Annotated in this window: 19 protein-coding genes, 1 tRNA gene and 1 pseudogene; 13 read left to right on the top strand and 8 right to left on the bottom strand. The window is 37.5% G+C overall.

Going from position 1 to position 19,884, the window contains the following annotated elements; all coding sequences use genetic code 11:
- Window positions 1-25: 25 nt before the first annotated feature.
- Together CVS93_RS10085 and CVS93_RS09800 are read right to left on the bottom strand one after the other, a co-directional pair.
- On the bottom strand, window positions 26-217 hold the full coding sequence (locus tag CVS93_RS10085; RefSeq protein ID WP_199907230.1) for a tyrosine-type recombinase/integrase: 192 nt from the start codon (window positions 215-217) through the stop codon (window positions 26-28).
- Between the two features lie 323 nt (window positions 218-540).
- On the bottom strand, window positions 541-1,182 hold the full coding sequence (locus tag CVS93_RS09800; protein ID WP_199907228.1) for a phage integrase SAM-like domain-containing protein: 642 nt from the start codon (window positions 1,180-1,182) through the stop codon (window positions 541-543).
- Between the two features lie 441 nt (window positions 1,183-1,623).
- On the opposite strand from CVS93_RS09800, the gene CVS93_RS09795 reads away from it, so the two are divergent.
- Window positions 1,624-1,767: a hypothetical protein gene (locus tag CVS93_RS09795; protein ID WP_199907227.1), complete on the top strand. Its 144-nt coding sequence runs from the start codon at window positions 1,624-1,626 to the stop codon at window positions 1,765-1,767.
- Window positions 1,768-1,787: 20 nt separating this feature from the next.
- On the opposite strand, the pseudogene CVS93_RS03820 reads toward CVS93_RS09795, so the two are convergent.
- Window positions 1,788-2,648 (bottom strand): annotated as a pseudogene (locus CVS93_RS03820) (substrate-binding domain-containing protein).
- 323 nt (window positions 2,649-2,971) lie between these two features.
- On the opposite strand from CVS93_RS03820, the gene CVS93_RS03815 reads away from it, so the two are divergent.
- A complete protein-coding gene (locus CVS93_RS03815) occupies window positions 2,972-6,640 on the top strand; it encodes a S6 family peptidase (RefSeq protein WP_107686642.1) in 3,669 nt (1,222 codons plus the stop codon).
- A 110-nt stretch (window positions 6,641-6,750) separates the two neighbouring features.
- On the opposite strand, the gene CVS93_RS03810 is transcribed toward CVS93_RS03815, so the two are convergent.
- The 5 genes from CVS93_RS03810 to aspS all read right to left on the bottom strand — a co-directional run bounded on the left by CVS93_RS03810 (window position 6,751) and on the right by aspS (window position 10,501).
- Window positions 6,751-6,827, bottom strand: a tRNA-Ile gene (locus CVS93_RS03810).
- A 123-nt stretch (window positions 6,828-6,950) separates the two neighbouring features.
- Window positions 6,951-7,469 carry an inorganic diphosphatase gene (gene ppa, locus CVS93_RS03805; RefSeq protein ID WP_107686641.1) on the bottom strand — a complete coding sequence of 173 codons (519 nt, stop codon included), beginning with the start codon at window positions 7,467-7,469 and terminating at the stop codon, window positions 6,951-6,953.
- Window positions 7,470-7,544: 75 nt separating this feature from the next.
- Entirely contained in the window at window positions 7,545-7,877 is a 333-nt protein-coding gene (locus CVS93_RS03800; protein ID WP_107686640.1) for a NirD/YgiW/YdeI family stress tolerance protein, read from the bottom strand.
- Between the two features lie 110 nt (window positions 7,878-7,987).
- Window positions 7,988-8,557 (bottom strand): adenylate kinase, encoded by a 570-nt coding sequence (locus tag CVS93_RS03795; protein ID WP_107686639.1) that lies wholly within the window; start codon window positions 8,555-8,557, stop codon window positions 7,988-7,990.
- 186 nt (window positions 8,558-8,743) lie between these two features.
- Window positions 8,744-10,501: an aspartate--tRNA ligase gene (aspS, locus tag CVS93_RS03790; RefSeq protein WP_107686638.1), complete on the bottom strand. Its 1,758-nt coding sequence runs from the start codon at window positions 10,499-10,501 to the stop codon at window positions 8,744-8,746.
- A gap of 92 nt (window positions 10,502-10,593) precedes the next feature.
- Between aspS and CVS93_RS03785 the strand changes: the two genes are divergently transcribed.
- The 11 genes from CVS93_RS03785 (at window position 10,594) to yihA (ending at window position 19,883) form a co-directional block, all read left to right on the top strand.
- Complete coding sequence (locus CVS93_RS03785) at window positions 10,594-11,469, top strand: NAD(+) kinase (RefSeq protein ID WP_107686739.1); 876 nt, start codon at window positions 10,594-10,596, stop codon at window positions 11,467-11,469.
- Window positions 11,462-12,982, top strand: a complete 1,521-nt coding sequence (locus tag CVS93_RS03780) for an AAA family ATPase (RefSeq protein WP_199907226.1) — start codon at window positions 11,462-11,464, stop codon at window positions 12,980-12,982. The genes CVS93_RS03785 and CVS93_RS03780 overlap by 8 nt, the downstream gene beginning before the upstream one ends.
- 88 nt (window positions 12,983-13,070) lie before the next feature.
- A complete protein-coding gene (locus CVS93_RS03775; protein ID WP_107686637.1) occupies window positions 13,071-14,327 on the top strand; it encodes a diguanylate cyclase in 1,257 nt (418 codons plus the stop codon).
- Window positions 14,324-15,109 (top strand): TatD family hydrolase, encoded by a 786-nt coding sequence (locus tag CVS93_RS03770; protein WP_107686636.1) that lies wholly within the window; start codon window positions 14,324-14,326, stop codon window positions 15,107-15,109. The genes CVS93_RS03775 and CVS93_RS03770 overlap by 4 nt, the downstream gene beginning before the upstream one ends.
- A 64-nt stretch (window positions 15,110-15,173) precedes the next feature.
- Entirely contained in the window at window positions 15,174-16,385 is a 1,212-nt protein-coding gene (locus CVS93_RS03765; protein WP_107686635.1) for a lytic transglycosylase domain-containing protein, read from the top strand.
- Window positions 16,372-17,229: a septal ring lytic transglycosylase RlpA family protein gene (locus CVS93_RS03760; RefSeq protein ID WP_107686634.1), complete on the top strand. Its 858-nt coding sequence runs from the start codon at window positions 16,372-16,374 to the stop codon at window positions 17,227-17,229. Before CVS93_RS03765 ends, CVS93_RS03760 begins: the two co-directional genes overlap by 14 nt.
- Before the next feature lie 15 nt (window positions 17,230-17,244).
- Window positions 17,245-17,820 (top strand): imidazoleglycerol-phosphate dehydratase HisB, encoded by a 576-nt coding sequence (hisB, locus tag CVS93_RS03755; RefSeq protein ID WP_199907229.1) that lies wholly within the window; start codon window positions 17,245-17,247, stop codon window positions 17,818-17,820.
- The gene (locus tag CVS93_RS03750) at window positions 17,817-18,305 is read left to right on the top strand and encodes a KdsC family phosphatase (protein WP_103604770.1); all 489 of its coding nucleotides are present in this window, start codon (window positions 17,817-17,819) and stop codon (window positions 18,303-18,305) included. The genes hisB and CVS93_RS03750 overlap by 4 nt, the downstream gene beginning before the upstream one ends.
- Window positions 18,284-18,823, top strand: a complete 540-nt coding sequence (locus tag CVS93_RS03745) for an LPS export ABC transporter periplasmic protein LptC (protein ID WP_234400080.1) — start codon at window positions 18,284-18,286, stop codon at window positions 18,821-18,823. The genes CVS93_RS03750 and CVS93_RS03745 overlap by 22 nt, the downstream gene beginning before the upstream one ends.
- Complete coding sequence (gene lptA / locus CVS93_RS03740) at window positions 18,796-19,272, top strand: lipopolysaccharide transport periplasmic protein LptA (protein WP_107686631.1); 477 nt, start codon at window positions 18,796-18,798, stop codon at window positions 19,270-19,272. The genes CVS93_RS03745 and lptA overlap by 28 nt, the downstream gene beginning before the upstream one ends.
- On the top strand, window positions 19,269-19,883 hold the full coding sequence (gene yihA, locus CVS93_RS03735) for a ribosome biogenesis GTP-binding protein YihA/YsxC (RefSeq protein ID WP_107686630.1): 615 nt from the start codon (window positions 19,269-19,271) through the stop codon (window positions 19,881-19,883). Before lptA ends, yihA begins: the two co-directional genes overlap by 4 nt.
- Window position 19,884: the final 1 nt, after the last annotated feature.

The raw sequence follows: 19,884 nt of genomic DNA, 5'->3' as shown, positions 1-19,884 counted from the left end.
CGCCGAATAAATAACTTGTATAAACCTACTCATACAAAGATTCCACCATCTCTCGTCCGCTATCCGGCATTAGTTTAGCGTATCTTAAGGTATGGTTGATATCAGAGTGATTCATTAGCTTTTTTATCGTTAGTATAGGAGTGCCTTTTATAGCTAGATGTGAAGCGAACGTATGCCTAAGGGTATGAATAACTACTCTATTGGTTGCGTCGCTTATATCTAAATTTTGATAAAAAGCTTATTTAGTAACGGCTGTAAGACGTTTTGGATAGTTGCTTTTGGCTTATTTACTAAAAAATCGTTCGGGGATAGGGCGGTATAAATTTGATTTATCATCCCCAAAGCTCTTTTACTTAGAAATCCGGTATACGTGCTCTTTGTTTTAAAATCGCTTATGGTGACTGACTTGGTAGATAGCGCTAAATCCTTTTTCTTGATGTTTAAAATTCCCTCCAACCTAGCTCCCGTACATAAAGCAAGCTCAACGAACAGCTCTAGGGCGAAGTTCTTCTTTGCCTGCTACTTCTTTGCGTAAAAGTTCTATCTCGATAAGCTCCAAAAATCTCTCTCGCTTGTTGTTTGTTTTTTTAGCTCTATTTTGTACGGGCTAATATGATCGATAAGGTCATTTTTTATAGCGTGATTAAAAATCGTCCTAACTATACCCATTATGGCATTTATGCGAGATTGCGATAATTTACGTTTGGTTTTAGGAGAGATGATTTGAGAGATATCCTTATGGTGCTCGCTTATCGTCTCGGGCGTTATCTGCGTCGTGGCTAGACCACCTAATTTATCCTTATGGTAAATTTCATAATCTCGCCTTTGCTCTTTTATATTGATGGCGTTATCAGGTTCTTTTTCTAGTTTAAAATTAAAAAAGGCGTCTGCGATCTCATCAAATTTAAGCGAGTTTTTGTTATTCTTGGCAGCTATTTTCTTGGATATGCTATCGGGAAGCTCTCCGTTTCTTTGCTTTGCGTCGAATTCTTTCTTTTTGTTATATGCGTAGGTTATATTTACACCTTCGGATTTCGACCCGATTTTGACGTTTGCCTTTTTACCCTCAAGCGTAACTCTCATATAAAAAACTACGTCACCGCTAGCTAGATTATTAAAGAAAATTCCCGGGTATTTATTGACTCCGAACGATGAGTTGTAATTTTTAAGTTTTCCTGCCATAATACCCCCTAAATTTGTTCCCTATTTGTTCCCAAAATTTATAAAAATGCATGATATTCTAGTGTAACTTGGAATATACTTAAGCTATTAAATGGCGTATTTTAGGGATTTATAGAATATTTTGGAGTGTTTAAGAATTATATATTTTTGAACCCAGCATCCGGAGCCATTTATCTTCAAAAATCCTTTTAAAATCTAGATTTTAACGATGTTTCAAGAACTTTAAGCTTTCTTGTTTTTTGTATTTTTCCCCTTTATTTCCCTTCAGATTTATTTGCTGTTTCAAAGTATATCGTTCTGATTCGTAGTCAAAATGCGATTAGATATTTGTCTTTTAACGAAGTTAAAACAATTTTCCTTTATTCATCCTAGCTTTATTTAAGGCTTTTATAATGCGCTCATCCAAACGAAAGTTGGAAATCAAAAACAAAAGGATCAAAAATGAAAAAGATATTAGGCACGGCAGTTTTAGGAGTGGCAAGCTTGCAAGCATCCATCACATCAAAAGAGGCTTTAAACATAGCGTTGTGGGAGAGCTTTTGCTTTTCTTTTTTAAATTTACATTGCCACATGCACTGCTATTAGAGCATGCGCTATTACAGCTACTACACATCTTTTACACCAAACCTTTCTATAAGCTCTAGCCCACGCGCTGAATAAATGGAGGTAAAGCCATGTTTTTCAAAAATTTCTTGCCCCTCGGTGCCGCAAACAAAGTCTGCAAAATCATTTGCAAGCCTTTCATCTTTTACATATTTCATTATATTTAGCGTAAAAGTGAGCGGTCCAGGCGGGATGAGCTTTTCATCGATGGGCATATACTCGATCTTGTCTTTAAACCTATCGTGCGTTGTTAGGCGCTTTTCGATGATAGAAGCGTCACCCTTGCCATTAACTAGCTCGCACATCATATTTATGACACATTACCCGTTTGCGACCATGTTTTTCATCACCGCATCAGTGAGGTTTGAGTTTTTTAAGATCCCCTTGACTGGGCCACTGCCAGAGGGCGATGATCTAAGCGGCAGCATCACTCTAACACCTGGCTCAGCAAGGTCCTTTAAGTCGCGAATGCCAGCAGGGTTGCCTTTTGGCACGACTAGGACGTAGTCAGTAAAGCATAGCGGTCTAAAGTGAAGGCTAAGACCAGCTTTGCGAAGTTTTTTAGAAAGCTCTAAAACCCTTGCTCCAAAGAGCTCGGTCGTACTTTGAAGTGCTAAAAGCAACTTGCCAAGAGCGCCAGCAAAAGCGCCGGTGTATTGGATATTGTGCCCTGTTCTTGATTCGTAAATGGCGTTTAGCTCGTTAAAAGCTTCAGATAGGCCTCCACACGACCAAACCTGAAGCGAGTCAGACTTAAATGGCGTAAAGCCAGCTAGCATCGTTTGCGGAGTGGCAACAGCGGCTGTGGCTAAAGTACCTTTTAAAAAGCCACGGCGTGATATACCGGTTTGTTTTAATTCCACGAAATCTACTTTTGGGATTTAAGAAATGTAAATTTGATATTTTCGGCATGCGAAACTTGTGAAATTTGACTTTTGAAATTTGCAAAAATGGTAGTTGAAGGTAAATTTATGCAAATGTAAATCGCAACTGCGACCAAATTTGGTGTAATTATAACCAAAAGTAAGTTTATAAAAAGTAAGATAATTTTAATAAGATAAAAATTTATATCGTAAATTTAATGTCTAAAAAAATAATTAAGGTTTTAGTCATTAAACAATAAAAAATATTGTAAAATGCTTCCCTTATTTTAAATGGAATTATATTCACAAAATGGAGGTTTATCTTGAAAAATAACAAATTCGGTATTTCTATCGCTTTGGCAAGCATTTTATGCGCTTGTGCAAATGCGCAGGTTATGGATATAGGAACGAATTATTATAGGGATTATCTTGATTTCGCGCAAAATAAGGGAGCTTTTGCTCCACAAGACGCTCCGCTAGAATTTGCGCAAAGAAACGGCGACAAATTCACGTTTGATAAAATCCCAAATAGCGGCGCTAGAAATAATAAAGGAAATTTTACTTCGCTCGGACGAAATTTCGTCGTAACGGCGAACCATACGTTGGGGGCTGCCGCGGCTAGTAATTTTAACGAAAATAGGGGATGGTTTGGTAATACTAAATACGAATATCTAACCTCTCATACGGCGACCCCGACCGAGAGGCTATACAACTCCGATACAGCCTATATGCGAACCACAAAATATATCGTAGAGGGACAAATCGATCCGCTAGACGTACCGAATTTAGATATCTCAGGCGCCGATAGAACCAAAGATGAGGCCAATGCAAAAAAGATAGAAGACTATATAAAAGATATAAAAAATAGCGGCGGGGCTAGAGGCGATAACGTCCTTGCCTATCAGGCGGGCACCGGAGCGCTCGGGCTTGAAAAGCCAAAACCAAAGACGGAGTCGGATGGATATAACACCGTCGTAAGCGCAAGAGAATTTGAAGATCAAGGTATCGTTAACCAGGCTTTGGGCGGAAGCGTAAATGAAATAAGCGTAAATTATTCGACACATTATAAAACTAATCTTTCAAGTATAAATAGGCCCGGCGTTTATATGTTTATGACCTCTGATAGAGGCTTTAGAAATAGACTTTTGCCGGGCGATAGCGGTTCTGGGTTTTTCGTGTACGATACGGTGGCGCAAAAATGGGTTTTAGTAGGGGTTTTATCGGCGGTCGCCGATAATAGCAATCACGCCTCAATAGTAACAATGAGAGATTTTAGCGACTATAGGAGAAATTACGAAAATTTAGTAAGCGGTTTAAACGTCTCAAATGCCCAACTCGTAAGAAATAAAGATAATATATTTAACGCCGCAAACGGTTCAAGCATTACGCTAAATTCTAACCTTGACTTAGGCCACGGCGGAATCGTCGTAAATAGCGGAAATTTTACCCTTCTAAACGGTATCGGAAGCAATAAAATAACTAGACTTGCGGGCTTTGACGTAGCTAGCGGCGCAAGTTTGAGCTTAAACGTAGTGGCCGATACTAGCGTACATAAAGTCGGCAAAGGAAGCTTAATCGTAAATTCTAGTGGCAATAAAACATTAAGATTAGGCGACGGTATCGTGGATCTAAGAGCCGTAAACGCCTTTGAAAAAATTTATTTAACGAGCGGTAGAGGTTTATTAAGACTCAGCGTAGACGATAGCCTAAAAGATAAAATTTTCTTTGGAAACGGCGGAGGAAAGCTTGATTTAAACGGATTCGATCAAATTTTTAATAACGTTTCGGCTAATTCAAACGCCGCTAAAATCACGAATTTATCCACTCAAAAAGCAACGCTTAAAATAAACGGCGAAAGCGGTAAGGATACGATATTTCATGCGAGCGTAGATAAAAATATAGACGTAAAACACGATGGGCAAGGGCGAGAGCTCGTATTTGACGGCGGTTTTGATATAGATGGAAGTTTGAGTCTAAATAACGCCAAGGTTACGCTTCAAGGACATCCGACCGCTCATGCTACGGCAGATGCTAGCGTCTTAACGCAGGCGGTAAAGGATAAAATAGCCGCCGCCGGTTTAAGCGAACCTTCGTATATGGATTTAACTCGCCCCTCTACGCTATCGCAGCCTGATTGGGATAAACGAAAATTTAATACGAAAGAGGGCATAAAAATAAACTCTTCAGAACTTACGATAGGTAAGGACGCGGACGTAAATAGCGATATAGAGGCGAAAAATTCCGTTATAAATTTAAGCGGCGAATTAACTCACTATATCGATAAATTCGACGGCTCAAATACTTATGACGACGGCTTAAAATACCGCCAAAACGTAGAAAAAGGAAATTTGCTAGTTAAAGACGTTAGCTTTAAAAATAGAATCGTCATGGATAGCGACAGCATGTTAAGAGTCGGCGGCACGAAGACTAAGCTAAAAGAGCTTGTCATAAACGGCAAAAATACGGCTCCTACTCGCAGCATAGTGGCTGGAAGCGGTAAATTAGAAATAGAAAATTTAGACGTTAGCGGAGCAAACAAACTAACCTTTGACCCCGATACGATCGTAGCTAAAAATTTAAATATAAAAAATTTTAGTAATGCAAATGAGCCTATTTTGGATTTTAAAAAGGTTTTGACGCTTGGCGCGGGGATGAAATTTAATATCGATTTTACGGCGGCTTTGAAAGGCGAGATGACTGCTGAAAAAACCTATACGCTCGTAAGCGCAGAAAGTATCGTAAACAAAGGCGCGATATTTAATACCGAGCAAAAAATTAACGGTCTTTTTACGACTTATGCCATAAAAGACGGCAAAATTATGATGAGATTAAGCGATAAAAAAGCCGAGAATCCGTCTGCGACGCCGGGATCTGAGCAGGAGCTAAGGTTGACCGGATTTAGCGAACGCCAAAATAAAATTTTAAATATGTTTAAAAATAGACCGGAGTATGAAAGCGCCATCCAAAGCGGCGATACCGAGACTTTAAGACAAATGGCGTTAAAGGCGGAATCCGATATGAAGAAAATTTCGGCTTCGTCTTTAAAAGTTAGCGCCAAAGCCTTACAAAACGGCAATGAGTTAATAAATTCGAGATTATCTCAAATTACTCAGTTAAGAGCAAAGGCCGATATTTCGCAGTTTAGGCTAGCGGGACTTGAGAGCGATTTTAAGCCGACCGCCGCAATAGCCTACGAAGCGGCCGAGGCTAGCAGACAAAGAAATAATTTCTGGGTGAACGTAAACGGAGCGTACTTTAAAGATAAAGATAGCGGCGGTGATTTAAAATTTTACGGCACGTATATAGGCTACGACAGGAGCTATGACGAGTTTATTTTAGGCGTGAATGCGGGCATGAGCAAGGCTAAATTTAACTCTGGCGCCATGAGCGACGATGCTAAAATTTATAGCTTTGGAGCGTATGGATTTTTTGAGCGAGACGCTCATGAGATACAGAGCAATCTAAATTTAGCCTTCGTAAATTCTAAGCGCAGCTTAAACGATTCGCAAAAGGCTAGCGTAAGAAGCACGGGTATCCTTTCAAGCAACTACTATAAATATAAAATTTCGATCGGCTCAAACGGCGAATATACTCAGGCTATCAAGCCCGTACTTGCGCTAGAATTTGGCGCAAACGGCGTAAAGGGCTTTAAAAACGACAGATACGATCAAAGAGATATAAACGACTTTAACGTAGCTTTAGGAGTCGGCGTCGAATATGTGTTAAATAGCGATAAAAATGCATTTGCGGCACAATTTCTAGTAAAACAAAATATCTATAACTCTGACGATAAATCTTACGTTTCGCTAAATAACTCAAACGAATACGTCGACTACAAGCTCGACAATAACAAACCGGTCTATAAGCTAAATTTGATCGCGGATGCGAAAATTAGCGAAAATTTCGCGCTTTCTTATCAACTTGGCGGAATGTTAGGTAACGACAAAAGCTACGGCGTAAGCGGCGGCATAAAGCTGGAATATAAATTTTAAGATATTAGATCAAGGTGGATAAAAGTTCACTTTGATTCTTAAATCAAAAGCAAAATAGTTTTAAAGTTAGGAACTTTTAGAAGATTAAAGATTATAAATAAAATAGAAAGTGGTGGGTTCACCAGGACTCGAACCTGGGACCATCCGGTTATGAGCCGGATGCTCTAACCAACTGAGCTATGAACCCACAGTTGAAAGAAAATCGTATTATACAAGAAAAAGCTTATCTAAATATAAAAATAACCTTTTTTACGTGGAGTATAAAACGAACAAATTTAAAAAGAAAAGCCCTAAAAATAGGGCTTATAAATTATTTATAATTTTTTATTGCAGTGTCTAAAATCTCTTTTGCAGCATTTGCGTCTTTAAATTCTTTCACTTTAACCCATTTGTTTGGCTCAAGAATTTTATAAGTTTCAAAGAAATTTTTGATCTTATTTAGTGTTGCAGCCGGCAGATCCTCGTAGCTTTTTATCGCATCATATCTTGGATCAATCTTTGTAACTGGCACAGCCAAAAGTTTCTCATCCATACCCGCCTCATCTTCCATCACCAAAACACCTATTAAACGGCAAGGGATGACGCTGCCAGCTTGGAGTGGATACTCATTTAGTACCAAAATATCAGCTGGATCGCCGTCAGCTGCGAGCGTGTTTGGCACAAAGCCGTAGTTTGCTGGGTAAAACATCGCTGAGTAAAGCACACGATCAACTACTACTGCACCGCTATCTTTGTCGATCTCGTATTTGATATTTGAGCCATAAGGTATTTCGATTACGGCATTGATTTTGTCTGGGTTTGAGCCAGCTTTGATCTTTGAAACGTCCATATATTCGTCCTTTTTATTAGAAATTTTCGTGATTTTAGTATTTTTTGCATTAAATACGCGTAAAATTTAACTACTTTATAACCTCTCTATGCTATCGACATCGATCTCTGTTTTCATAAGGTCTTTATCCACTTTGCCTCTTATTCTTAAAGGTGTATCTTCGTTGGCTGTTATGTTACCCCATTTTTTATTATCAATCTCAATAGTAATGACGTCACCATTTTTATCGATAAATTCATATTTGTCTGATTTTATGTGCGATTTTATTTTGCCCTCAAGTACGACTTTAGCGTCGTCTTTTAGTTTTAAAGCCTCTTTTACGCTTATCGTTTCACTTGAATATTTTGATGTAAAGCCCCCAGCCATTGCGATGCTAGCAGCTAGTGAAGCGATTATAATTTTTTTCATTTTTATCCTTTTGGAATTTGTTGTAAAAATTTAAAAGGATATTACATTTTTGATGTTAATGAAAAGTAAGTTTTACAGACCTTACACATTTTGATGCAAGGTCTGCGAGTTCATAAAAGTTTAGCTAGTAAATCTTTGATATCAGCTACGATCTCATCGATGCCACGCTCGCCATTTACTACGTGAAGTAGCTCTTTTTCGCTGTAAAATTTGCGGATAGGTTTGATCGGATCAAGATAGACTTTCATGCGGTTGTTAAAGACTTCGTTGTTATCGTCAGCGCCTCTTGCACGGCCAAGCACTCTAGCTCTTGCCACATCTTCGCTAACATCTACTTCGATGACACCTTTTAGAGAAATTTCTTTTTGTTCGCTTAATACCTTATCAAGTTCAGTCATTTGCTCAACGCTTCTTGGGTAGCCGTCTATTATGATGTTTGATTTATTTGAGCTTTTGATAGCTGAGACGATCGCATTTACGACGACGTCAAGCGGAACTAAATTTCCTTTTGAGATAAAGCCATCTATTAGTTTGCCAAGCTCGCTACCACTTGCGACTTCAGCTCTTAAAAGATCGCCAGTTGAAAAGTGTGCAAATTTCTCATCTTGTTGTGCAATGATCGATGCGTCTGTTGTTTTGCCGGAGCCTGGAGCGCCGATGATTAAAAATAAATTTTTCATTCTTTCCCTTTTTATATTTTTTGAGCGCCTTTGAATGAGTTTGAAAATTTCACCCTGCAGCAGACTATATGTCTAGCTTTGGGATGAAATTTTCTGCACAACATCCAAAATCATCTCAAAAATTTAATCTTTAAATAAAATAACTCAAATTTAGACATCTAAAAGTCTAAATTTATTGCAAAAATTTTAATTCTTTTGCTCTTTCTCTCTTATCCTTAGTCCTAGCTCCCTAAGCTGTTCATTGCTAGCGTGGCTTGGTGCCTTTGTTAGTGGGCACTGAGCACGTTGTGTTTTAGGGAAGGCTATAACATCACGGATCGAGCTTGCTTTATTTACAAGCATATTTAGTCTATCAAATCCAATCGCGATACCACCATGTGGAGGCGCACCAAATGTCAAGGCATCAAGCAAGAAGCCAAATTTCTCACGCTGCTCCTCTTCATCTATGCCAAGAAGTTTAAATACTTTTTGTTGGATATCGTTTTTGTGAATTCTTATACTTCCGCCGCCAAGCTCAAAGCCGTTTAGTACGACGTCGTGAGCGATAGATAGGATGTCCTCAAGATCAGGCTCGTCTATATTTTTTGGCATAGTAAATGGATGGTGCATCGCAGAGTAGCTGCCATCGTCATTTTGCTCAAACATTGGGAAGTCAAGCACCCATAAAAACTCAAGTCTGTCTTGATCGATGATGCCCATTTGTTCAGCTAGGAAAATTCTAAATCGTCCCATATAATCAAGCACGATCTTCTTTTTACCAGCTCCAAAGAATACGACGTCACCAACTTTTAGTTCACATCTTGAGACGATCTCGTCAAGATCGCTTTGCTCGAAAAATTTACAAAGTGGGCCTTTTAGTCCTTCTTCTTTCATTTGGAAGTAGCCAAGACCTTGTGCACCAAATTTACGTACAAATTCCTCAAATCTATTCATCTCACGCTTACTAAAGATATTGTCGCCATTTGGTACTTTTAGTGCTTTGATGCGGTTTTTCTTCTTATCTTTTGCGATAGAGCTAAAAATTTCATTGCTTGAGCGCTCGAAAATATCGATCACATCGATCATTTTTAGATCGTATCTAAGATCAGGCTTATCTGAGCCATAAGTCTCGGTCGCCTCTTTGTAGCTCATGCGTCTAAATGGCGTTTTAATATCGTATCCGCAGGCTTTAAAGATGTCTTTTAGCATCGTCTCGGCCATATTTATGATATCTTCTTGCTCGACAAAGCTCATTTCGATATCTATTTGAGTAAATTCTGGTTGGCGATCAGCCCTTAAGTCTTCGTCGCGGAAGCATTTTGCGATTTGGAAATATTTATCAAAGCCAGAACACATCAAAAGCTGTTTAAATAGCTGTGGACTTTGTGGAAGTGCGTAAAATTGGCCTGGATATACACGGCTTGGCACTAGGTAGTCTCTCGCTCCTTCTGGAGTTGCGCGCGTTAAAACAGGAGTTTCAAACTCGATAAAGCCCATCTTATCTAGGCTGTTTCTAGCTGCGATCGCCGCGCGAGAACGCATTTTAAAGATATTTTGCAAACGCTCGCTTCTAAGGTCTAAAAAGCGGTATTTTAGCCTGATATCCTCATTTACGCTCTCATCGCCTATCATAAATGGTAGTGGCTCGCTCGGATTTTCTATGATGAGCTCGCTTACTATCACCTCTATCTCACCAGTTTTTAGCTTTGGATTGGTTAGGCCTTCGCCTCTAGCTCTTACTTTTCCTTTTGCTTTTAAGACATATTCATCTCTTACTTTTGCAGCCACGTCATGTGCTTCTTTGCTATCAGCTGGATCACAAACTAATTGTATAAGCCCACTAACGTCTCTTAAGTCGATGAAAACAACGCCACCATGGTCTCTATATGTATTTGCCCAGCCACAAAGTATTACTTCTTTACCGATATCAGCTTTGCTAAGATCGGTACAATAATGACTTCGCATAAAATGCTCCTTTGCAATGTTTTTTAGGCAATTATAATCGCTTTTTTCTTTTGAAAAGCTTTGTTAAAATAAAATATGTTACAATCATTTACATGAAAAATGAACAAAAATTTAATACTTTTTGCACAAAAAAAGTAGGACTTATTGCTAAAGATTATCCATTATTTAGGCAAGATTTAGAAAAATTAGAAAAAATTTTAAAAAAGTATAACGCAGAAATTTTGCTTGAAAAAAATTGCGCTAAGCGTATAGAGAAAAATGGTTTTGAGCTTATAAAATTAGCCAAAGAGTGCGAATTTTTAATCACTCTTGGCGGTGATGGTACGATCATTTCAACTTGTAGAAAGCTAGCTCACATCTCGCCACTTGTCCTTGGCATACATGCTGGTAGACTCGGATTTCTAACCGACATAATGATTAATGAGAGTGAGAAATTTTTTAAAGACTTTTTTGATGGTAAATTTGAGGTAGAAATGCCTTTTATGCTTGACGTCGCGCTTCATAAAAATGATGGCAAAACTGAGCAAAAGATAGCATTTAACGATGCAGTCATCGTTAGTAAAAATGGCGGTTCGATGACACATATCGAGGCACTTTTAAATGAAAAATATTTTAATTCATATTTTGGAGACGGCGTTATAGTAGCGACACCTGCTGGAACAACGGCATATAACATGAGCGCAAATGGTCCTATTATCTATCCATTAAGCGAAGTTTTCACAGTAACTCCTATCTGTTCGCACTCGCTTACACAGCGCCCAGTTGTGCTTACGAAAAATCATACGGTCAAATTTAGAACAAATAGCGATGCGATTTTGGTACTTGATGGTCAAGATAGGTTTGATATGAGTAAAATTTCAGCTGTCAGCATGAGCCTTAGCAACAAAAAAGCTAGGCTGATACGCCACATCGGCAGGGATTATTTTCAAATTTTAAAAGAGAAACTTCACTGGGGTTATAATGATTGATCGAATTTTGATTAAGGATTATCTAAATTTTAAAAATGTCGAGCTAAATTTCAAAGAGGGTCTTAGTGTATTTACTGGCATTAGCGGCGCTGGCAAGTCTGTGCTAATGAGTGCCATAATGGCTGTTTTTGGGTTAAAAGATAGCGAGGCAAGGCTAATAGAAGCTGACGTGGAGCATAAATTTGAGCTTGATGAGTTTGGCATAGAAAACGAAGAGGTCAATATTTTCAAGCTTTTAAAAGATAAGAGCACGAGATATTTTATAAACCAACAAGCCATCTCAAAGAAAAATTTAGCCCAAGTGGCGCGCGAGCACATCAAATACCTCTCAGCAAAAGAGGCAAACGAGTTTGAAAATGAGAAATTTCTAAATTTGCTTGACAGGCTTGAAATTTCAAAAAATGAGAAATTTAAAGAGATAAAGCAGGAATTTGAAGAAGCGTTTTTGGAATTTTCTAAAATTTCAAAAGAGCTAGCCACTATAAAAGAGGAAGAGAAAAAGGTCGAGGAGCTAAAGGAGCTTGCTAGCTTTGAGATCGAGAAGATAAGAAGTGTTGGGCCTAAAAAAGGCGAGTTTGAAGAGCTTATGGAAACTAAAAAGAGGCTTAGTAAAAAGGATAAGATAAATGAGGCGTGGGCTAGGGCTGAGCGGATATTTGAGCTAGAGCACAGTGTAAATGAGGCGCTAAGCATCAGTGACCTTGATAATGGCTTTTTTGAAGACGCGATGAACGAGCTAAGGGTTGCAAGAGATAGCCTAAATATGGAGGAGCTTGACGATATCGACGTGGAGAGCGTGCTTGATAGGATAGAGGCTCTTAATGCCATCATCAGAAGATACGGCAGCGAGGAAGAGGCCTTAGAAGCGCTTGCTAAAAAGGAAAAAGAGCTTGCTAGATATGAAAATTTAAGCTTTGAAAAGAGCGAGCTAGAGAAGAAATTTGAAATTTTAAGCAAAAAGGCAAATGAGCTGGCTGGAATTCTAAGCAGAGCAAGGAGTGCAAATTTAAAAGAGCTTGAGGCTATGATAAATTTATACTTAAAAGAGCTTTATATGCCAGATATCGCGCTGAGGATCGAGGCTAAAAAGCTTGATATTTTGGGGCTTGATGAGGTTTGTTTAAATTTAAATGAGACTTCGCTTAAAAATTTAAGCTCAGGCGAGCTAAACCGCTTAAGGCTAGCCTTCATAGCTGCCTCTAGCGAGATCACAAAAACTGGCGGTGACGTCATTATTTTAGATGAAATAGATGCAAATTTAAGTGGAAAAGAGGCGATGAGCATCGCAAATGTCTTGCTTAAGCTCGCAAATTTTTATCAAATTTTTGCCATTTCACATCAGCCACAGCTTAGCTCAAAGGCAAATTCACACTTTTTGGTAGAGCGTCACGAGGAAAACTCGGTTGTAAGAGAGCTTGACAAAGAGGAGCGCGTAAATGAGCTTGCGCGTATGATAAGTGGCGAACATATAAGCGAAGAAGCAATAAATTTTGCTAAAGGGCTTTTAAAGTAGCTTAATTTAAATTATTAATTTAAGCTTTGTAAATAAATTTATTTGATAAAATCATCACTAATTTGATAAAAATTTTTGTAGGAATAATATGGAAAGAATCCTTGTAGTTGATGATAATAAGGCACTAGCAAAGCTGATTGTTATGCAGATGGAAAAGACTATTGATGATATGACAATTGACGTTGCATACAGTTTTGCCGAGGCTAAGACGCTAATTAGCGAGCATGACAAAGATTATTTTATGACTATTTTGGATTTAAATTTACCAGATGCTCCAAATGGAGAGATCGTTGATTATGCGCTTTCCAAAGGACTTTCGGCTATCGTTTTAACAGGTAGCATTGACGATGAAACAAGGCAAAATTTTATAAATAAAGATATTGTGGATTATGTTTATAAAGGGAATATGGACGATATCAACTATATCTTCCAAATGATAAATAGACTGAGCAAAAATAGACAATATAAGGTTTTGGTTGTCGAAGACTCGCTTCCTTTTAGAAATATGATAAAAAAGATATTAACCAGCCTTCAGTTTAAAGTTTTGGCCGCAGCTCACGGCGAAGAGGCAATGAACTATTTTGCGGATAATCCTGATATAAATCTTATAATAACTGATTATAGAATGCCGGTAAAAGATGGTCTTGAAGTTTTAAAAGAGGTTAGAAAAGAAAAAGATAAAAATAGTCTTGGTGTAATCGTTATGACATCGCCTAGCGAAAAGACTGACGCATCAATATTTTTAAAAAATGGTGCGAGTGATTTTATAGCAAAACCATTTTCAAAAGAAGAGCTAATATGCCGTGTTAATAATACGATCGAAGCGATGGAAAATATAAACAAGATAGCAAATTTTGCAAATCGCGACTTCTTAACCGGAGTTTATAATAGAAGATTTTTTTATTCTGACGTAGAAGAGTATGTTCAAGTAGCTGAAGAGACTAATGAGCCTTACGCTTTTGCAATGATTGATGTTGATTATTTCAAAAAGATAAATGATAAATATGGCCATGATGGCGGAGATAAGGTACTAAAATCAATCGCAAAAATTTTAAATGACAATACAAAAGGAAGTGATATTGTTGCTAGATTTGGCGGCGAAGAATTTTGCGTTGTCCTTAAAAAGATAAATAAAGAAGAAGCTGTTAAATTTTTTGTAAATTTACGAGCCAAAGTGGCTGAAAATGAAGTAACTATAAAAAAGGAAAAAGTAAAAGTTACTATATCAATAGGTGTATCTTTTGGCAATGGGCATTGCGAGATAGACGATATGCTTGAGGCTTGCGATTCAGCACTTTACACCGCAAAAGAAAATGGTAGAAACAGAGTAGAAATAGCTTTATGATTATAGATACGCATTGTCATTTAGATAGTAAAGTTTATGATCCTGACCTTGATAAAATTTTAGATGAAGCTAGAAATTTAGGGCTAAAAGGCTTTATTATCCCGGGAGCTGATATCAATGATTTACCAAAAGCGGCTAAAATAGCGCATGAAAATTCTGACATTTTCTTTGCCGTTGGAGTTCATCCATATGATAAAGAGAGTTTTAGTATTGAAATTTTAAGAAATTTTGCTAAAGATGAAAAATGCGTGGCGATTGGTGAATGTGGTCTTGATTACTACCGTTTGCCAAAAGATGAAAATGAAAAGATAAAAGAAAAAGATGAACAAAAACGTATTTTTTTAGCTCAACTTGATTTAGCTGTTGAGTTAAAAAAACCCGTTATTCTTCACATTAGGGAGGCTAATGAGGACTCTTTTAAGATATTAAAAGAGTATTCACCAAAGCTTGAAGCTGGAGCGATTTTGCACTGTTATAATGCTTCGCCACTTCTTTTAGAGCTTTGTAAATTTGGGAATTTTCATTTTGGTATAGGCGGTGTTTTAACATTTAAAAATGCTAAAAATTTAGTCGAAATTTTGCCAAAAATCCCATTTGATAGGATAGTTATTGAAACTGACGCTCCTTATCTCACGCCAGAACCAAATCGTGGTAAGAGAAATGAGCCGGCGTTTACGACATTTGTTGCTAAAAAGATAGCTGAAATTTTAAACCTTGAGTTTGAAGTTGTTTGTGAAAAAACTTCAAATAATGCCAAAAGGTTGTTTAAGTGCTTTGCTTAAATTTTGAGCGTTGCACTTGTTTAAGATGCTAGCATCTTAAGTTTTGACACGAAAAAGGATAGAAATGAAAGCAATGCTTAAAATATTTTTAATATTTGCATGTAGTACCTTGCTACTGGCAAATACACCTGAAAAGAGCTCATACGATACTCAGGTAAAAATTTTAAAAGAGCTAGATATTGATGCTAGCTTTATGAAGACTTCTCACTATGCAAGGATGAGGCAAGGTATCAAACAATCACAACTTGAAACATTTACAGAAGCTCTAAAAAATGGTTATATGTATATACCGATGGTAAAAGAGCAGATCAAAAAATCAGGCGTACCTGAGTCATTCTTTTATCTAGCTATGATAGAATCAGGCTTTTCAAATCACACAGTCTCAAACGCAAAAGCTACTGGCATGTGGCAGTTTATGGAGCAAACGGCTAGACTGCATGGCCTAAAGGTAGGACAGTATGTCGATGAGAGAAAAGATCCAGTAGAGTCTACTGTTGCAGCAACAAATTATCTAAAGTCGCTTAAAAATCAATTTGGCAAGTGGTATCTAGCAGCTATGGCCTATAACTGTGGCGATGGAGCCTTAAAAAGAGCCATACAAAAAGCTGGCACAGATGATCTTGTAACGCTTCTTGACGCAGAGAAAAAATACCTTCCAGCCGAAACTAGAAATTTTGTTATCAAAATTTTAAGAGCAGCATATACCGCAAAAGACGCGGACTTCTTGATGTCTAAAGATTCATCTTTATTGAACATAAACGGAGGACTAAAGCTTGTAAAAGTAAAAGTACCTGGTGGTACAAATTTAGCTCAAATAGGCGATAGTATCGGCCTTAGTACAAAAAAGATGAAAAACAACAATCCGCACTTAAAATTTGTATTTACTCCACCAACTCTAAAAGATTATTATGTTTATATCCCTGAAAATAAAAAGCAGCTTTTTGTAGAAAATTTCAAGCCATTTAATGGTAAAAATAATTTTTATGCCTACGTTGTAAAAAAAGGCGAAACACTACTTTCTATCTCTAAAAAAACAGGTGTTAGTCATAGAGCGATCAAGGACTACAACGAGCTTAGCACAAATGCCGTAAGCTATAATCAAAAACTAATTATTCCATTTTCCGCCCAAAATAAATCTCAAAACTATATAGTCCAAACTGGTGACACGATAGCTTCTTTATCTAAAAAATTTAATGTAAGCGAAAAAGATTTAAAAGATGCAAATTCTTTTGCTAGTTCAAATTTAAATGTTGGAGCAAATATTGTCATACCATAAGAGCCTAAAATTTTATATAGGACTAAGTTTTACTCTTCTAGTTACTGGTTGCTCTTGGAGCGGGGCACCATTTACACCAAGTGGCCCAACTAATGTAAAGGGCAACAATTCAGCTTCTATCCAAAAAGCAACAATGAGACCTTACACGATAAATGGCAAAACATACTACCCAACCGTTGTAAGCGTGGGCGATAAGGCAAGTGGCACAGCAAGCTGGTATGGTCCAAATTTTCATGGTAAAACAACCTCAAACGGCGAAATTTATAATATGTACAACATGACTGCAGCACACAAAACTTTGCCGATGAATACGATCCTTAAGGTAACAAATTTAAGAAATCAAAAAAGCGTCATTGTTCGCGTAAATGATCGTGGACCTTTTGTGGCTGATAGAGTTTTAGACCTTTCAAAGGCAGCTGCAACTAAACTTGATATTATCGGTACAGGCACAGCTCCAGTCAGTATGGAAGTCATAGGCTTTAATGAAGATATTAATGCTATTGCAAGCATTAATACTCAAGCAAAACCGACAAGCACTGGCATAAAAGTGCCAAATCCAGTCTCTCCGACAGCTCCAACTGGAGGCATTATTATTTCGTCAGAGCAACGGGTTGTAGGTGGAGATTTTATGGTGCAAATTGGCTCATTTAAAAACCTTGAGGGCGCAAACAGATATCAAAGAGAGCATCAAAGCATAGATGTCTATAAGTCGGTAGTTAAGACATTTACTATAGATGGATCTACCATTTATAGAGTATTTTTAAATGGCTTTAGAAGTGAGGACGAGGCCAGGGATTATGCAAGAAGCGGTAAATTCCAAGGTGCATTTATAGTAAGAGGTTAGGGCGTGAGAGAAGAAATTTTAGAACTAACTAGAAATACAAAAGAGACACAAATCTCAATGAAACTTAAAATTTATGGCTCTGGTGTTGCAAAGATAGATACTGGCATTGGTTTTTTTGACCATATGCTTGAAGCTTTTACAAAGCACTCTTTGCTTGATCTTGAAATTTCATGCAAGGGCGACACGCATGTGGATTTTCACCACAGCGTTGAGGATGTTGGCATAGTTTTGGGTCAGCTTTTAAAAGAGGCCTTGTATCCTTTAAGTGGCGTTGAGAGATTTGGTGAGGCAAGCGTTGTTATGGATGAGGCGGCTGTTTTTTGTGCGCTAGATCTTAGCAACAGAGCCTATCTTGTCTATGAAAATTTTAATGAAAACGCCAAGGTAGGGGAGTTTGACACTGAGCTTGTGGAGGAGTTTTTTAGGGCAGTTGCTATAAATTCAGCCATCACGCTTCATCTAAATCAAATTCGTGGCAAAAACACTCACCATATCATCGAAGCTACTTTTAAATCATTTGCCGTCGCACTTCGTAGAGCGCTTGCTAAAAACGCAAGGATAGGCACACCAAGCACAAAGGGTGTTTTATGATAGAGATTATTTTTTTAGATATTGATGGGTGCCTGACTGATGGCAAGATCATCTACAATGCAAATGGCGAAGAGCTTAAATTTTTTGATGTAAAAGATGGTTACGCGATAGAGAGCTGGCTAAAGCTTGGCAAAAAGGTGGCTATCATCACTGGTAGAAAGTCGGCCATCGTTGAGCGAAGGGCTGAGGATCTAAAGATAAATCACGTCTATCAAGGCGTTGGCGATAAATTTGAAGTAGCAAGCGAGATATTAAAATTTGAAGGGCTTAGCTTTAAAAACGCAGCAGCTATCGGCGATGACTACAATGACTATAAAATTTTAAATGCAGTTGCTTGGAGCTTTAAGCCAAAAGATGCGATAAAAGAGCTTGATGTAAAGACAAAACTAAAGCACAAAGGTGGCAATGGCGCGGTTAGAGAGATGATCGAGCTTATTATAAAATCAGAAAATTTATATGACGAGTGGTCGAAGCGTTGGTTGTAAAAATTTTCTACTTCGTCGTGGCCATTTTTAGTGTCGTGATGATATTTTTGGCGGCTCAAGATCCATATCTTGCAAATGTTTTAAAGATCGACACAAAGATATCAAATATGCAGATAAATGACGTGATAGATTATGAGATAAATTCCACGAAAATAAGCGGAGTCTACGAGGCTGATGAGCTAAATAGATACAATGATAAAGATGAATTTTTGAGTTTTAAAGCAAAAATTTTAAGAGGAAATTTAAAACATTTTTTAAGCTCAGACAAAGCAATCTCACAAAATGACGAAATCATCTTTCAAAAGAATGCGAACTATGAAAACAACGATAGTTTGAGATTTATAAGTGACGAAGTGATATATGGAACAAAAACAAAAATAGTAAGATCTGAAGCAAATTTCACGCTCATAAGAAATAATGATAAGGCACTGGGTGAGAGTGGAAGCTATGATCTTGGCAAAAAACAAACGCAGGTAAAAGGGTTAAGGGCATGGATAGAAGAAAATCAGCGATTTTAGCGGTGATATTGGGTTTTACATTTTTAAATGCAGAGCAAGTTGAAATCACATCAAATGATTTTTTTGCAGATGAGAATAAACAAACTAGTGAATTCATAGGTAATGTAAATATCAAAAAGGGCTCATTTGATGAGCTTAAGGCAGACAAAGTGATCGTCTATTTTGACAAAAAACGCCAACCTATAAAATATGTGGCCACTGGCAATGCAAGAGCTAAAATTTTTATAAAAGATAAGCACTATGATGGCAAAGGCAATACTCTTACATATGAGCCAGCAAAACAGATCTATACTGTTAGTGGAAATGGCTATTTACATGAGATAGAAACTGACAAGAATGTTTATGGTGAAAAGATCGTTGTTAACCAAAAAGATGGCACATATAGTGTAAATAGTGATGAGAAAAAGCCTGTTAAGTTTATCTTTCAGGTAGAGGAAAAAGATAAGTGATAAGGCCACTAGGTGCTAAATTTATCACATCAAGTCCAAGTATAAAAGAGGCTCCAAGCTTCGTAACAAGCGAAGTTGTCTTTTTGGGTAGATCAAATGTTGGTAAAAGCAGCCTCATAAATACACTTGTAAATCAAAAAAATCTAGCCAAAAGCTCATCGACTCCTGGTAAAACTCAGCTTATAAATTTCTTTGAGGCTGAGTTTTGTGAGCAAAAAGATGAGCAGGAAGAAAAAGATAAATTTAAGCTCATTTTGGTTGATTTGCCAGGCTTTGGCTATGCAAAAGTGGCAAAGTCAAAGCATGATGAATGGCGTAAAAATTTAGATGAGTTTTTGAAATTTAGAAGCGACATTAGACTTTTTATACATCTAATTGATGCTAGGCATTTTGATTTAGATATAGACATAAATGTGGATGCTTATCTAAAAAGCTTTTTAAGGGCTGATCAGAAAATTTTAAATTTATATACAAAAAGCGATAAGCTAAATCAAAGCCAAAAGAGTGCGGTAATGAAATTTGATCCAAGCGGCATCTTGGTCTCAACTCTTAATAAAAGCGGTATCGAAAAGGCTAGAGAAGCTATCATAAATAACGCTCTTGGTAGATAAA

It is taken from the genome of Campylobacter concisus (genome assembly GCF_003048535.1).
Classification (GTDB): Bacteria; Campylobacterota; Campylobacteria; order Campylobacterales; family Campylobacteraceae; genus Campylobacter_A; species Campylobacter_A concisus_S.
This window is presented reverse-complemented; position numbering and strand designations above follow the sequence as displayed.